This window comes from Gordonia rhizosphera NBRC 16068, from assembly GCF_000298195.1.
Lineage (GTDB): Bacteria > Actinomycetota > Actinomycetes > Mycobacteriales > Mycobacteriaceae > Gordonia > Gordonia rhizosphera.
Window position 1 is genome coordinate 131,952 of the sequence record NZ_BAHC01000125.1, and the last position, 15,160, is coordinate 147,111.

The following is a 15,160-nucleotide window of genomic DNA, read 5'->3' on the forward strand; positions in this document are numbered from 1 at the left end:
CCACACGACTCCGGCAACGCCGCCAACGTCGCACGCAATCCCGTTCCCCGTCCAGGAGAATCCATGAGAAACCCCCTGTCCCGCCGTGTCGCCGTCGCCGCACTCGGCCTGTCCGCCACCATCGGTCTCGCCGCGTGCAGTGGTTCCGCGACCGGGAGCAACGTGTCGGACGCCGACGCCTCGACCGGAATCGCCTACGCACAGGCACAATTGGCCAAGTACGAGAACGATCCGCAGTTCACTCTCAAGGCCGACCCGTTCCCGATGAAGGACATCGCCGGGAAGACGATCTTCGCCATCCCGACCAACAGCGAGAACCCGTACAACGTGGCGGTGGACGAGGAGTCCAAGAAGGTCGCCGAACGCTACGGCGCCACCTGGATCGAGTACACCAACCAGGGTCAGCCGGCCCAGTGGTCGACCGGCGTCGAACAGGCGGTCAACCAGAAGGCCGACCTGATCATCCTGTCGCAGGGCATCGACGGCTCGCTGATCAAGCCGGCACTGGAAAAGGCCGACGCGGCAGGCATTCCCGTCCTGTTGACGCACACCACGCTGCGCGGCGAGAGCCTGCCGACCGACCTCGCCGGCCTCATCGACGCCTACACCGACGCGCCCCTCGCCGAGGCCAACCGTCTGACCGTCGACTGGATGATCGACCAGACCGGCGGCAAGGGCAACGCCCTGATCATCACCTCCGACGAGGTACCGCCGGCCAAGGCCGAGGTGGCAGCGATGCAGGACGAGCTCGAAAAGTATTGCCCCGGATGTAAATACAAGGTCGTAAACGTCCCGGTCGCGGAGTGGGCCACCAAGATCCAGCCGGAGGTGCAGTCGGCGCTGTCGGCGGACCCGTCGATCAACTTCGTCCTGCCGATCTACGATTCGATGTCGCTGTACGCGCAGGCCGGGATCAAGGCGGCCGGTAAGGCGGGGCAGGTACAGATCTCGTCGGTCAACGGCACCCCCGCGGTGCTGAAGATCCAGCAGGACGACGGCATCGTCACCATGAACGTCGGCGAGTCGATACCGTGGCTGGCCTGGGCGACCATGGACCAGGCGGGCCGGTTGCTGCTCGGTCTGCCGCCGGTGGCCGACGGTGCCGAACAGACCCCGCTCAAGCTGATCACCGCGGACAACATCGACTCCACCGGCACCCCGCCGCAGCCCGACAAGGGTTACGGCACCGCCTATGTCGACGGCTACGAGGCTTTGTGGGGCAGCGGTGCCCAGTCCTGACCCCATCGTCAACATCGTCGGCCTGTCGAAGACCTTCGGCACCAACACCGTCCTGAACAACGTCGGACTGACCATCCACGCCGGCGAAGTACACGGACTGCTCGGCGAGAACGGCTCGGGCAAGTCCACTCTCATCAAGGTGCTCGCCGGTTTCCACGCCCCCGACCCCGGGGCCGCGCTGCAGGTGCGTGGCCGTGATGTGGCGCTGCCCATCGCCTCGGGCGGGTTCCGCGACCTCGGCATCAGCTTCGTCCACCAGGACCTCGCGTTGGTTCCCGACATCTCGGTCGTCGAGAACCTGCGCGTGGGATCGGCGGTCGCGGGTTCGCGGCCGTGGATCTCCTGGCGGCGGGAGAAGGACTCTGCCCGTGCGTTGTTCGCCACCTACGGCATCGACCTCGATCCCGATGCACCGGTGTCGTCGCTGAGCGCGACCGAACGCGCGCTGCTCGCGATCCTGCGGGCGGTGGAGGAACTCGGCGATCGTCGGACCCTGCTGGTGCTCGACGAACCGACCGTGTTCCTCCCCCGCGAGGGCACCGATCTGTTGTTCTCGGTGGTCCGCGAGATCGTGGCGGACCGCAAGGCGGCGGTGCTGTTCGTGTCGCACGACCTCGACGAGGTGCTCGACCACACCGATCGCGTGACCATCCTGCGCGACGGGGTGTCGCAGGGCACCCACCGGACCGACGGGTTGACCGCGGCCTCGCTCATCGACCTGATCGTCGGGCGTTCCCTCGACGGAGAACACCACGCCGGCACCGGCCGCGTGTTCGCCGGCGTGCCGCCCCTGGCGCAGGTGAGCGGGCTCGAGACGCCCACCGTGGACGGCATCGACTTCGCCGTCCGACCCGGAGAGATCGTTGGGCTCACCGGCATCGCCGGGTCGGGCTACGACGACATCCTGCCCGCACTCTACGGCGCCGTGCCCGCCCGCGCCGGAGATCTCTCCCTCGGTGCGACCAGGATGCCACTACCGTCGATCACGCCCATCGACGCGCTCGACACCGGCGTGGTCTACGTGCCGCCGGACCGCAAGATCGAGGGCAGCGCACCGGAACTCACCGTCGCAGAGAACGTGACGCTGCCGGTGCTGGAGCGGTTGGTGAAACCCCGGGTGCTCAACGGTCTCGCGGCCCGCATCGCCGACCAGTGCGATGTCCGGCCCCGCGACCCGCAGGCGACCTACGGGTCGTTGTCGGGTGGCAACCAGCAGAAGGCGCTCCTCGGCAAGTGGCTGCAGACCGGTCCGAGGCTGGTGCTGCTCGCCGAACCCACCCAGGGCGTGGATGTGGGTGCACGCGCCCGCATCTTCGAGATGCTTCGCGACACCGCCGCCGGCGGCGCCGGGATCGTCATCGCCAGTTCCGATTACGAACAGCTCTCGGTGCTCTGTGACCAGGTGATCGTGCTGTCGCACGGTCGGATCGTCGCCGAGCTCACCGGCGAACTCCTCGCCAAACACCACATTTCCGACACCGTTCTCGGCTCGACTCGAGAGGCAGTGAAAGCCTGATGTCCGTCACACTCAACACCGCCACCGAAACCACGGACCTGCCCGACCCGGTCGGCGAGACCCCACGTCGCCGCATCACGATCGGCCCGTCGCTGGAGAAGTACGCTCTGGTGATCGCCCTCGTGGCCGTCGTCGTGGTGTTCAGTCTGCTGCGCCCGGAGGTCTACCCCACCGCCAGCAACCTGCAGAACGTGCTCGGTTCGCAGGCCGTGCTGCTCATCCTCGCGCTGGGATTGATCGTCCCGCTCACCGCGGGTGAGTTCGACCTGTCGAGCGTGTCGACGATGTCGTTGTCGGCGATGACCATCGCGGTGCTCAACGTGCAGCACGACTGGTCGTTGCTGTCCTCGATCGCGATCGCGCTGCTGGCCGCGCTGCTCGTGGGCCTGATCAACGCCGTACTCGTCGTCCGGCTGCACATCGACTCGTTCATTGCGACACTCGGCAGCGGAACCGTCGTTCTCGGGGTGGTGCAGTGGATCTCGAACTCGACCTCGGTCACCGGGATCGACTCGGCGCTGGTCGACGCGACCATCGGCACCCGCATCCTCGGGGTGTCGCTGCAGTTCTACTACGCACTCGCGCTCGTGGTGATCATGGCGCTGGTGTTCGCCTACACCCCCATCGGTCGGCGCCTGCTGTTCGTGGGGCGCGGACCGCAGGTCGCGCGGCTCAGCGGCCTGCACGTCGACCGCATCCGCAGCGGCGCGCTGGTGACCTCCGCGCTGGTCGCCGGCCTCGCCGGCATCGTGTACGCCGGCATGCTGGGCGGGGCCGACCCATCGTCGGGACAGTCGTTCATGCTCCCGGCCTTCGCCGCCGCCTTCCTCGGCGCCACCGCGATCATCCCCGGCCGGTTCAACGCCTTCGGCACCCTCATCGCGGTCTACTTCCTCGTCGCCGGGGTCGTCGGCCTGCAGATGCTGGGGGCGGCCAGCTTCGTCCAGCAACTCTTCTACGGCGGGGCCCTGATCGTCGCGGTCGCGTTGTCGGGTGCCGTCCGGCGCCGGACCGCCTCCCGGTCAGCGGCATGACTCCTCGTGCAACCCAACCGTCTCCACCAACACCAGAAAGGTGACTCTCATGACGACGACAGTTGTGGCCGGCAACCCGAAACCCGGCTCCCGCACGCTCGACGCCGCCACCCGGCTCGCGACCTCGCTCTCCGGCGAACAACCCGACCACGTCATCGACGTCGTCGAACTCGGCGCCGGCCTGCTGGGCTGGGGCGATCCGGCGGTGAAGAACGCCGTCGACACGGTGTCCTCGTCGAACCTGGTGATCTTCGCCAGCCCGACCTTCAAGGCCACCTACACCGGCATCCTGAAACTGTTCCTCGACCAGTTCGCCACCGGCGAAGGCCTGCGCGACGTCACCGCGGTGCCGCTCATGCTCGGCGCCGGGCCTGCGCACGCGATGGCCCCAGATCTGCTGCTTAAGCCGGTCCTCGTCGAACTCGGCGCCACCTGCCCCGTCGCCGGGCTGTACCTGATCGACTCCACCTACACCGAGGATTCCCGGATCGCCGACTACGCGCAGCGCTGGGCGCCGGTACTGCACGCCACCACCCGGACGGAGGCATCATGACCACCATCCCCCTCGACGGCGCCGCGCTGCGCCGTGCCTTCGGGCAGTTCCCCTCCGGCGTCGTCGCCATCTGTGCCGACACCGGCACCGAACGAATCGGCATGGCCGCCAGCACCTTCGTCCCGGTCTCGCTGGAGCCGGCGCTGGTCGCCTTCTGTGTGCAGAACACGTCGACGACGTGGCCGCGGCTGGCCGCCCTCCCGCGGCTGGGCATCAGCGTCCTCAGCTCCGAACACGACACCGCCGCCCGCGTCCTGGCCGCCAAGAACGGTGACCGGTTCGCCGGCATCGACACCGAGACCCGCGACGGTGGCGCACTGTTCATCGCCGGCTGCGGGATCTGCCTCGACGTGACCGTCGATCAGGAGGTCGAGGCGGGCGATCACCGGATCGTGGTCATGCGAGTCAACGAGGTGCACAGCGCGACGATCGAGACCGACTCGGCAGTCGAGCCGATCGTCTTCCACCGCAGCGCCTTCCGCCGGCTGGCCGCGTCATGAGCCGCGTCGGCGCAGCGCTTGCGGCACTGCGGGCGGGCCGGCCGGTGCTGGTGACCGACGACGAGGACCGCGAGAACGAGGGCGACGTCATCCTGGCGGCCTCGCAGGCGACCACCGAGTGGGTGGCCTGGACCGTCCGGCACACCTCAGGTCTGTTGTGTGCCCCGATGTCGGAGGCCCGCGCCGACGCCCTCGACCTGCCGCCCATGGTGGCCGACAACCAGGACCCCAAACAGACCGCGTACACGGTGGCCGTCGACGCGGCCCACGGGATCACGACCGGCATCAGTGCGGCCGACCGCGCCACCACGCTGCGGGTCCTCGCCGACCCGTCGACCACCGCCGGTGATCTGTCCCGTCCCGGCCATGTGCTGCCGCTGCGCGCCCGGGCCGGCGGGGTCCTGACCCGCCCCGGACACACCGAGGCGGCGGTGGATCTGTGCTCCTACGCGGGACTGCCAGCGGTCGCGGTGATCGCCGAACTGGTCAACGACGACGGGTCGATGATGCAGATGCCCGACATCGAGGCCTTTGCCGCCCGACACGATCTGCCTGTGCTCACCATCGCCGAACTGATCGCCTACCGCCGGGTCCACCCGCTGCCGGTGCCGTTCGACACCACCGGCCGTGTCCAACGGGCGGCCGAGACCCGGATACCCACCCGATTCGGCGATTTCCGCGCGGTCGGCTACCTCGACCGCGCGACCGGTGCCGAACACGTCGCCCTCGTCGCCGGCGATCCCGGCCCGGACGCCCTGGTCCGCGTGCATTCGGAGTGCCTGACCGGGGAGGCGTTCGGCTCCCGCCGCTGCGAATGCGGCCCCCAGCTCGACACCGCGATGGAACGCATCGCCCGCGACGGCGGGGTGCTCGTGTACCTGCGCGGACACGAGGGCCGCGGCATCGGCCTGCTCAAAAAGCTCGCCGCGTACCGGCTGCAGGACGGCGGCCTCGACACCATCCAAGCCAACCTGGAACTCGGCGAACCGGCCGACCGCCGCGAATACGGCGCGGCCGCCGCGATACTGGCCGACCTCGGTGTCGGGTCGGTGCAGCTGCTGACCAACAACCCGGAGAAGGTCTCCGGACTCGACACCCACGGAATCACCGTGACCCGCCGCGTGCCGCTGCTGGCCGAAGCCCTTCCCGACAACGTGGAGTATCTCGCGACGAAGCGACGCAAGATGGGTCATCTGCTCGCAGCCGAGGTACTCCCGACGACGGGAGACGCCGTCTGTCACTGACCATGCGGATGCATTGGTGACAGACGTGTGGGCGACAATGGCCGGCGCACGGCGTCCGGGCTGGGGAGAATGCTGAGCACAGACCACCGATCTGTGCCACGGTTGTCATATGAGCAGCCCCGAGTTCGACGTGAACAAGCTGTTCCCCGGGAAGTTCTTCATTTCCACCGCACTCGACGTGCTGGAGTCGAAGAACAAGATGACCGGGCATCTGCGCCGCCGCTACATCCAGCGGGCGGCGATGGCCGGTGTCCTCATCGGCATGTTCTACCTGATCAACTACACGATCATCGGTGCCTTCGACGCGATGGGCAACAACCCCGACCAGCTACACGTGGTCGGCAAGCTCGTCGGGGCGCTGGCGTTCGGGTGGGCCCTGGTCTTCATCTATTACACGAAGTCCGAGTTGCTCACCTCGAACATGATGATCGTGTCGATCGGCATCTACTACCGGCGCATCACGGCGCTGCGGATCGTGCGCATCCTGGGGTACTGCTACCTCGGCAACATCATCGGCGGCCTGTTCTTCGCCGCTCTGCTCCGCGGGACGACCCTCGCCCAGGGTGGCGTCCTCGACGCCATGAACCACTCCGTCGCCGTCAAGACCGGTTACCTTTCCGAGGGCTGGTCGGGGTGGCTCGACCTGTTCATCCGGGCGATCCTGTGCAACTTGATGATCAATATCGCGATGCTGCTGGTCTACAACGGCTATCTCAAGGAGGACATCGCCAAGGTGATGGCGATGATCACCTCGGTCTTCGTCTTCGCGTTCCTCGACTTCGAGCACTCGGTCGCGAACACCGTCCTGTTCATGATGGTCGGACTGCAAGACGGCGGTAGCGTCCCCGTCGGCCCCGCCTTTGGCAACCTCGGGATCGTGTTGCTGGGCAACCTGGTCGGCGGTGGTGTGCTCATCGGCTTCTACTACGCGTGGGTCAACGACGAACGCGACACGCACCTGCCGAATCTGCGCCGGCACCGGGAGTGACCACCGCGCCCAGCGCGGTCACATCGTCGAGGCCTGGTCGTTGTCCTTGACCGCACCCCAGCCGTACCACCGTTCGATCTCCATCACCGCTGTCGTCCGGGGACGTACCCGCTCTGCGTACTCGTTTCCGGTGTAGTGCCGCGAGATCTGGTCGATGTCGGCCAGTCCGTCGTCGTCGCGGAACTCCACCACGCTCCCGATGAGGGTGACCTGCGTGTACCAGTCCCCGTCATCGAGCACGGTGAGTGTGACCCTGGGATCCCGGCGCAGGTGACGTAGCCGGGCACGACCATTGTCCAGGCTCAGCAGCACCCGGTCGCCGTCCATCAGATACCACGTCGCGGCGGACACGGGCGCCCCGTCCGAGCGCAGGGTGGCCATCACCGATGGGTTGGGCTTGGCCAGAATCTCTTTCACAGGCTCCGGGAGCGGTGGTTTCGACATCAGGCATCCTTTCCGGGTCGTCGGCCAGGCATTACTCGGCTACCCTGATGATCCTGCCACCCGATGCTGTCTGACGAGGTTCGGTTCGCTCTCCAGGAAAGCAAAGCGCGCACGGTCTATCCACGACTCGAGGCACACGTCGGGATCACGCGCGTAGGCTGACTACGTGCCTGAATCGCTGTCCGGCAAGAGAATCGTCGTCATCGGCGGATCGTCGGGTTTCGGCGAGCGAGTCGCCGAACGCGGGTTGAGGGTCGGCGCGACGGTGGTCGTCGTCGGCCGTGACAAGGCCAAAGTGAATCGGATCGTCGCCCGGTTTGGTCAAGAGTTCGGTGATGCGGTGTCCGGAGCGGCATTCGACGCGACCCATCACCACGCACTCGACCGATTCTTCGATGGAATCGGCGACATCGACCATCTCGTCTCGATGGTCGGCGGCGCGATGTCCGGTGGATTCCTGGACTCCACCGAGGAACTCATCCGTTCGACGATCGAGGACAAGTTCTACGCCAATCTGGTGATCGCCCGACGAGCCGCACCACACATCCGAGCGGGCGGCAGCATGATGTTCACCGCGGGAGCCGGCGGTCGGCCGCAGGACGCTGCCGGAGCGCTCGTCGGCAACGACGCCATCACGATGATGGTGAGGGGACTCGCGGTGGAACTCGCCCCGCATGTCCGCGTGAACGCGGTCGCGCCCGCGTGGACGCCGACCGGACTGTGGCGCGACGTCGCCGCCGACGAACTCGAACGCACCCGCAATCAGATGGCCCGAACGATCCCGTTGGGTCGGACCGCGGATCCCGACGAGGTCGCTGCGGCCTACCTTTTCCTGATCGAGTGCGGGTTCATCACCGGCCAGACGATCGCCGTGGATGGTGGGGTGTCCCTGATCAGCTGAGCGCCTCTCCACGTGATCGACGGGCTGTCACCGACCGGTCTCGGCGGGCCGCCCCGGATCGGCTGACCATTGCGACCACGATCCCGGGAACAATGTCGCTGTGTAGCCCGCGAGTTCGAGCGCGGCGATCTCGTGCGCGGCGTTGACGCCGGACCCGCAGTAGGCGATCACGTCGTCGTCGCCGATTCCCAAGGCGGAGAATCGCTCTCGCAATCTATGGGCGGGGAGAAATGTTCCGTCGGGCGCCAGATTGCCCACGGTCGGGGCGCTGATCGCGCCCGGGATGTGGCCGGCACGCGGGTCGACGGGCTCGACCTCTCCCCGATACCGTTCGGCGGCACGGGCATCCACGATCGTCGCCCGGGTCGACGCAACATCGTCGATATCGACGACGGGCAGATGTCCGGCGCTCAACGTGACGTTCCCTGTCCGCGGCGTGGCGTCCCCCGACGACAGCCGCAATCCGGCCGCGATCCATGCGCCCAGGCCACCGTCGAGCATGCGAACGTCCTGGTGTCCCGCCCAGCGCAGCAACCACCACGCGCGGGCCGAGGCGAGGTTGCCGGTGTCGTCGTAGACCACCACGCGTGATCCGTCGTCGATGCCCCAGCGTCGTGCCGCGCGCTGCAGATCGGCGAGTTCCGGGAGCGGATGCCGGCCCCACTCGGGCGACGGCGGGGCGGCGAGTTCGGTGTCGAGGTCGACGTAGACGGCTCCGGGAATGTGGCCGTCGCGGTAGTGGTCGTGGCCATGACTGTCACCGAGCGCCCACCGCACGTCCAGCATCACCGGCGGGTGGTCGGAGAGCATCGCCTCGGTCAGTTCGTCGACGCTGATCAGCATGGCCTCGATCTTGCCATTCGATCGGGGTCAAGAGTTCGGCTCGACGAGCCACGCACCGGGTTCGAGTTCGGTCGCAACGACACCGTGTCGCTCAGCGATCCGGACGAATTCCGCACCGGGTTCATAGAACAACCTCGGCCGGACCAACTCCAGCCCGATCGGCCACAGCGTCCCGTAGTGGATCGGCACCGAGCGTGCCGCTCCCACCACCTCCGCGGCGGTCACGGCGCGCGTCGGGTCCATGTGCCCGACGCCGAGAGTCGGACCCCAGCCACCGACCGGCAACAACGCCAGATCGACGCCGGACACCCACTGGTCGAGATCCGGGTACACGTCGGTGTCTCCGGCGAAGTACGTGGTGGTGTCACCGACGATCACGTAGCCGAGCGCTGTGGTCAGATGCGCTCCGCGAGGCCAGCGCCGGCCGTCGTGGTCGGCCGGTACCGCGCGGATGACGACCTCCCCCACGCTGACCTCGTCGCCTGCCGACACCTCGATCAGCCGCGCACCGAACGCCTGCAGGGCGGGGAACACCACGGGCGCGTTCCGCGGAACCACGATCGGTACCTCGGCGCTGATCTGGCGCAGCGACGGGAGGTGGGTGTGGTCGGCATGCAGGTGCGAAAGCACCACGACATCGGGTTGCCGCACCGACGAATCGGTAGGTGTGGGTCCTCGTCGACGGCGCAGGTGGGCGACTCGGGAAGTCAGCACCGGATCGGTGAGCACTGTGGTTGCCCGGTCTGTGATCAGCGCGCTCGCATGCCCGAGCCATCGGACGCGGGGACCGTCGACCCGCCCGGAACCCGTGATGCCGCTCATCCCACTACCATCCCAAGACGAGCGAAAGGACGCCATGCAGACCACGGCTCGAGTCATCCGTACGGTCATCGAGTTCCTGGTGCTGTGGATCGCCTCGGCGATCGCGCTCCTCGCGCTCGACGCGGTGCTCGATGGGATCGACCTCGAGTCGACGACCATCGGCGACACCACGACCACACTGCCCGCCGCCTTGCTCCTCGCCCTCGTCTTCGGGTTGCTCAATCGACTCCTCTGGCCCCTGATCGTGCGCGCGATGGCCTGGACCGGTCCGGTCGTGATGTTCCTATCGGCGTTCCTCGCCGGCGGCGCCCTGTTGCTGCTGGCGCTCTGGTTGGTACCCGTGGCCACGGTGCACAGCACGCCCGCTGTGTTTGTGATGGCCGGGGTGTTCGCGGCGTTCATCTCGATCGTCGGGGGCGCCATCGCCGCGCGATCGGACACCTCGTATCGACTCATGCAGGTTCGCCGACAACGATTTCGCCGTCGCAACGCCTCGGTGAGGGCAGCAGAGCCCGGGCTGTTGTGTTTGCAGATCGACGGGCTGGGTCATGAGGTCCTGCGCCGGGCCATCGCCGACGGTGTCACGCCGACGCTGGCAAAACTCGTCCGGGAGACCCACCACCTCGCCCCGTGGCACACCGACTGGAGCAGCCAGACCGGCGCGTCCCAACTCGGCATCCTGCACGGCTCCAATCACAATGTCCCGGCGTTCCGGTGGTACGACAAGTCGACCCGGACCGTCGCGGTGTTCAGTAATCCCCGCGACAACGAGCAACGCGAGACCGAACGCGCCGACATCCCCGGACTGCTCGACGTCGACGGAGCGAGTCGCGGCAACCTGTTCACCGGCGGCGCCGACGACAACGTGCTGGTCGTCAGCCGGATGCGGGGCGCACGGCTCGGCGGCGGCGCCGGGTATTCGTCCTACTTCATGGATCTGTCGAACGCACTTCGAACGTTCGTCCGCATGGTCGGGGAGGTCCAGCGCGAGATCCGGCAGTCGTTGCGACAGCGGCGCCGCGACATCCGACCACGTGTCCCGCGCGGCGGCGTCTACCCACTCGTCCGCGCCTTCACGACCGTCGTCGCCACCGACATGACCGTGGCCGCCGTCGTGCGCGACCTGATCGACGGCCGCACCGTCATCTACGCCGACTTGATTGGCTACGACGAGGTTTCCCACCACTCCGGTCTCTCCCGACCGGAAACCCTTGCCGTGCTGACCAAGATCGACGAGACGGTCCGGTTACTCCTCGCCGTCGTCGGGCAGGCCGACCGTGACTATCACGTCGTGCTGCTGTCGGATCACGGTCAGAGCCAGGGTGCGACGTTCAGCCAGCGCTACGGGGAATCCCTGCGACATCTCGTGCACCGGCTGTGCGGAGACGCCACACCACCCGAACCCGCCGTTGATACCCATCACGCGGATGCGGAGGGTGCGCTCTATGCATCCGCGAGTCTCCATCGCGGCGACGTCTCCGAGGAGACCGTGCCCGACGAGCGGCCGGTCGTCCTGGGGTCGGGCAATCTCGGTCTGATCAGCTTTCCCACCCTTCCCGGCCGCGCAACCACCGCGACCATCGAGACCACCTACCCGGGGCTGATCGATTCGCTGCGCCGCCATCCCGGGATCGGTTTTCTGCTGATCGCGCAACCGGACGGCGGCTCGGTAGTGCTGGGCGCCGACGGATCGGTCGACCTCGCCGACGGTCAGGTCACCGGAACCGACCCGCTACGCCATTTCGGGCCTGATGCCCTCGACAAGATCCGCCGGACGGATTCGTTCGACAACGTCGCCGACATCATGGTGGGCGGAGCGTATTGGCCCGAAACCGACGAGGTCGCGGCCTTCGAGGAGCAGGTCGGGTCGCACGGCGGGATGGGCGGGCCGCAGAGCACCCCCTTCCTGCTCTACCCCCGGGTGCTGCCCGAGCCACCTGACCCACTGCACGGCGCGGAGGCCGTGCACCAGGTCCTGGTTCGTTGGCGGGGTCTGGGTCACCACGGCACTCCGCATGACGCGGAGAACCAGCCCGCCTGAGACACAGGCAGCCGACACCGACTGCGCGGTTCCTGTGGGGCAGCGGGATGCCGACCGCGCTTGATACCGAGCCGCTCGCGGATGCGGTGTGATCCCCCGGTGGCCGACAGGCAGATCAGTAGCTGAGAAGGGGAGATTGGCCCGAAGGGTCTATATCATGCATCGCGAGTCTCTGGGATGGTTGGTGCACGCTCATGTTGGCCGTCTCACCAAATCGGGTTCACCGTGGGCGGGCAGGTACAAATCCACAGACAGCCGCCGATGACACGGGGCGGTCTCGGACACAGACGCCGTTACACCCGGCGCCTTCCTGGTCATTGCACTCTCAACATCCGCCGGCCGCAGGAAGCCGGCGCGGCAAGATGCGCACACGAAAATGATTTGGGATTCCCGTAACTGACGAAGCGCTCGCGCATCGCCCTGGTCACACACTGTTCGGGTCTCCACCCTCGACAGGTATCGACAACGCAGAGAAGTCAATTCTCTGGACAAGGTGCCGTCCAGACAAAAGAGGAGATCATCCGATGGACAGGGTCCCGGAATCGATTTCAGTATCGTCACGCCAGCGGCCCCACTCGGGCGCCGGACACCGCCGAACCGCCGCTGTGATCGCAGCGCTACTCGTCGTGGGCGCTGCGCAGTTGACCACATTCACCGCCCCGGCAAACGCCGCTCCAGCCGCAACAGTCATGGTCAAGACCCAACGGATGTCTGCACCCACACTGAAGTCACGGCAGGAAGGTTGGTACCAGAAGGGCCAGAGGCTGACGCTCAAGTGCCACAAACGCGGACAGGCCGTCCGCGGATATTTCAGCTCCAATATCCCCAACGGCGGCTGGGACAACCTGTGGTATCAAACATCGGACAACGGTTACATCGCGGATGTCGACATCGAGACTCATACGTTGAATGCACTCGGCCCCGAGTGCGGTCGGACAACGCCGGCGCCCGCACCCGCGCCCGGAAACTCCAGCAAGGCGAATGCTGCTGTACTCAGGGCAAATTCGGCGGTCGGCACCGATATGTTCGGTGACATCGGCTGCGGCAAGTTTGTCGCTTGGGCCTACGGACGCAATGCCCTCGGATTCAATACGGCCAAGGAATTCCGAGATTCCCTGTTCTCACAGAACAAGATCCACATGGACCGAAACTTCCCGCGCGGCGCGCTGGTGTTCTCGCAGAGTTCGTGGGACCGAGGCATGGGCCACGTCGACATTGCCCGGGGCGACGGCACGTTCGTCTCGGGTGGGGTTTCCAAGACTTACCATGGCCTTGCTGGTGGAGGCCATAACGTGCAAGTCCTGAGCAGGTGGAACCCCGCCCAAGGTGCCACCTACCTGGGGTGGGCATACGCTCCCTGGTGAGTCCGGCAGCCGGGTCGTCGCGCCGTGTCAGTAGCAGACGACCCGGCCGGCACGGAGAGCGCGAGATCTGCGGAGACATCGTTGTCTACGGTACAAACATCGATCTCCGCCGACAATGCGACACTTGCCAAATCTATCGGCCCGCGACCGCTACTCGCCGATGTTCATGTAGACGGCCTTGGGATAGAGGTAGCTTTCGACGTGGTCGCGCGCGCCCTTCCATCCGTATCCGCTCATCTTGGTGCCGCCGAAGCCGATCGCGGGATCGAGGATGCCGTAGCAGTTCACCCAGACCGTCCCGGCGTCGATGGCCTGCGACACGCGGTGCGCGCGGCCCACGTTCTCGGTCCACAACCCACCCGCGAGGCCATAGGGAGTCGCGTTCGCCAGGTGAATCGCTTCGGCCTCGGTGTCGAACGGGATGACTGTCGCGACCGGCCCGAAGATCTCTTCCTGCGCGATCGTCATGTCATTGGTGGCGCCGGCGAACACCGTGGGTTCGATGAAGAACCCTCCGGACCCCTCACCCTCCGGGCGGCGACCCCCAGCCATGAGTTCCGCCTCACCGCTGCCGATTTCGATGTAGCGCAAGACACGGTCGAGTTGGCGTCCGCTGATGAGCGGGCCGAGTTGTGTGTCGGGATCGAGGCCGTCGCCCACGCGGATCGTCTGGGTGAACTCGGCGATACGCTCCACGAACTCGTCGTGGATCGGGCGTTGTACAAGGATGCGCGTCCCCGCAACGCATACCTGCCCGCTGTTGGTGTACACACCCATCGCGGCCCCCGGTACTGCCTTGTCGAGATCGGCATCAGCGAAGACGATGTCGGGCGACTTCCCACCCAGCTCCATCTGTAGCCGTTTGAGGTTCCCGGCCGACGCGCGAACGATCGTCTGTGCGGTACCCACCGAGCCGGTGAATGCGATCCGATCGACTCCGTCATGCTCGGCCAGTGCGGCACCAACGTCCTTCCCGTAGCCGGTGACGACGTTGATGACGCCCGGCGGGACACCCGCTTCCGTCATCAGCTCGGCCACCCGCAGGACCGAGAGTGAGGCGTCCTCGGCAGGCTTGAGCACTGCGGTACAGCCAGTTGCCAGGGCAGGTCCGAAGATCCACCACAGCCCGATGAGCGGCCCGTTCCATGGGATGATCCCGCCGACTACACCCACCGGGCGAAGCGAGCGGAGCGTGAGGATGTGTCCGGGAAGCGAATTGGGCGGGGCAGCAACGGTTCCCGCTCCGGTCTGGGACGCGAAGAACTGCAGTACCTGCGAGGTCCATTCGCGCAACCCCTGGGTCCGGGACAGCGGGGCGCCCATGTCGAGTGTCTCGATCATGGCGAGCTCGTCGAAGTTCTCCAAAATGACATCGTGGACGCGCAGCAGCAGCTTGCGACGCTCGTGCGGTGTCCAGCGACTCCATTCACCCTCGAACGCGGTTCGTGCGGCCTTCACCGCGCGGTCGACGTCTGCGGCGTCGCCGGCTGCGATCGTTCCCAACGCCCCGCCCGTCGCCGGGTTGATGACGTCAATCGTGTTCCCGGAAGTGGCGGGCAGCCATTGCCCGCCGATCAAGTTGGTCTTGTCGCCGCCGATGAAGGCGGGAAGCTCGTGGGTGGTGGTCAGTGTCATCGTTCTGTCTCCATCATTGTTCTGTCTCCGCCATCG

Annotated in this window: 14 protein-coding genes; 10 read left to right on the plus strand and 4 right to left on the minus strand. The window is 66.8% G+C overall.

Annotation, left to right across the window (positions count from 1 at the left end):
* The first annotated feature begins 63 nt into the window (after positions 1-63).
* The 7 genes from GORHZ_RS15705 to GORHZ_RS15735 all read left to right on the plus strand — a co-directional run bounded on the left by GORHZ_RS15705 (position 64) and on the right by GORHZ_RS15735 (position 7,074).
* Positions 64-1,239: a sugar ABC transporter substrate-binding protein gene (locus tag GORHZ_RS15705; RefSeq protein WP_006334539.1), complete on the plus strand. Its 1,176-nt coding sequence runs from the start codon at positions 64-66 to the stop codon at positions 1,237-1,239.
* A complete protein-coding gene (locus GORHZ_RS15710) occupies positions 1,226-2,755 on the plus strand; it encodes a sugar ABC transporter ATP-binding protein (protein WP_006334540.1) in 1,530 nt (509 codons plus the stop codon). Before GORHZ_RS15705 ends, GORHZ_RS15710 begins: the two co-directional genes overlap by 14 nt.
* Complete coding sequence (locus GORHZ_RS15715; protein ID WP_006334541.1) at positions 2,755-3,789, plus strand: ABC transporter permease; 1,035 nt, start codon at positions 2,755-2,757, stop codon at positions 3,787-3,789. The genes GORHZ_RS15710 and GORHZ_RS15715 overlap by 1 nt, the downstream gene beginning before the upstream one ends.
* Before the next feature lie 49 nt (positions 3,790-3,838).
* Positions 3,839-4,342, plus strand: coding sequence for an NADPH-dependent FMN reductase (locus GORHZ_RS15720; RefSeq protein WP_006334542.1), 504 nt, complete (start codon positions 3,839-3,841; stop codon positions 4,340-4,342).
* Positions 4,339-4,842, plus strand: coding sequence for a flavin reductase family protein (locus tag GORHZ_RS15725; protein ID WP_006334543.1), 504 nt, complete (start codon positions 4,339-4,341; stop codon positions 4,840-4,842). Before GORHZ_RS15720 ends, GORHZ_RS15725 begins: the two co-directional genes overlap by 4 nt.
* On the plus strand, positions 4,839-6,086 hold the full coding sequence (locus GORHZ_RS15730) for a bifunctional 3,4-dihydroxy-2-butanone-4-phosphate synthase/GTP cyclohydrolase II (RefSeq protein WP_006334544.1): 1,248 nt from the start codon (positions 4,839-4,841) through the stop codon (positions 6,084-6,086). Before GORHZ_RS15725 ends, GORHZ_RS15730 begins: the two co-directional genes overlap by 4 nt.
* Before the next feature lie 109 nt (positions 6,087-6,195).
* Positions 6,196-7,074 (plus strand): formate/nitrite transporter family protein, encoded by an 879-nt coding sequence (locus tag GORHZ_RS15735; protein ID WP_006334550.1) that lies wholly within the window; start codon positions 6,196-6,198, stop codon positions 7,072-7,074.
* A gap of 18 nt (positions 7,075-7,092) precedes the next feature.
* Here GORHZ_RS15735 and GORHZ_RS15740 read toward each other — a convergent pair whose 3' ends face one another.
* Positions 7,093-7,518 carry a PPOX class F420-dependent oxidoreductase gene (locus GORHZ_RS15740; protein WP_006334552.1) on the minus strand — a complete coding sequence of 142 codons (426 nt, stop codon included), beginning with the start codon at positions 7,516-7,518 and terminating at the stop codon, positions 7,093-7,095.
* 166 nt (positions 7,519-7,684) lie between these two features.
* Between GORHZ_RS15740 and GORHZ_RS15745 the strand changes: the two genes are divergently transcribed.
* Positions 7,685-8,419 carry an SDR family NAD(P)-dependent oxidoreductase gene (locus GORHZ_RS15745; protein ID WP_006334554.1) on the plus strand — a complete coding sequence of 245 codons (735 nt, stop codon included), beginning with the start codon at positions 7,685-7,687 and terminating at the stop codon, positions 8,417-8,419.
* Between the two features lie 27 nt (positions 8,420-8,446).
* Here the strand turns inward: GORHZ_RS15745 and GORHZ_RS15750 are convergent, their stop codons facing one another.
* Together GORHZ_RS15750 and GORHZ_RS15755 are read right to left on the minus strand one after the other, a co-directional pair.
* Entirely contained in the window at positions 8,447-9,262 is an 816-nt protein-coding gene (locus GORHZ_RS15750; protein ID WP_006334556.1) for a sulfurtransferase, read from the minus strand.
* 27 nt (positions 9,263-9,289) lie between these two features.
* Positions 9,290-10,084: an MBL fold metallo-hydrolase gene (locus tag GORHZ_RS15755; RefSeq protein ID WP_006334558.1), complete on the minus strand. Its 795-nt coding sequence runs from the start codon at positions 10,082-10,084 to the stop codon at positions 9,290-9,292.
* A 34-nt stretch (positions 10,085-10,118) separates the two neighbouring features.
* Between GORHZ_RS15755 and GORHZ_RS15760 the strand changes: the two genes are divergently transcribed.
* Both GORHZ_RS15760 and GORHZ_RS30895 read left to right on the plus strand, forming a co-directional pair.
* On the plus strand, positions 10,119-12,125 hold the full coding sequence (locus GORHZ_RS15760) for a phage holin family protein (RefSeq protein ID WP_006334559.1): 2,007 nt from the start codon (positions 10,119-10,121) through the stop codon (positions 12,123-12,125).
* Positions 12,126-12,649: 524 nt separating this feature from the next.
* Positions 12,650-13,489 (plus strand): hypothetical protein, encoded by an 840-nt coding sequence (locus GORHZ_RS30895; RefSeq protein ID WP_006334560.1) that lies wholly within the window; start codon positions 12,650-12,652, stop codon positions 13,487-13,489.
* Between the two features lie 150 nt (positions 13,490-13,639).
* On the opposite strand, the gene GORHZ_RS15770 is transcribed toward GORHZ_RS30895, so the two are convergent.
* On the minus strand, positions 13,640-15,124 hold the full coding sequence (locus GORHZ_RS15770) for an aldehyde dehydrogenase family protein (protein WP_006334561.1): 1,485 nt from the start codon (positions 15,122-15,124) through the stop codon (positions 13,640-13,642).
* Between the last annotated feature and the right edge of the window lie 36 nt (positions 15,125-15,160).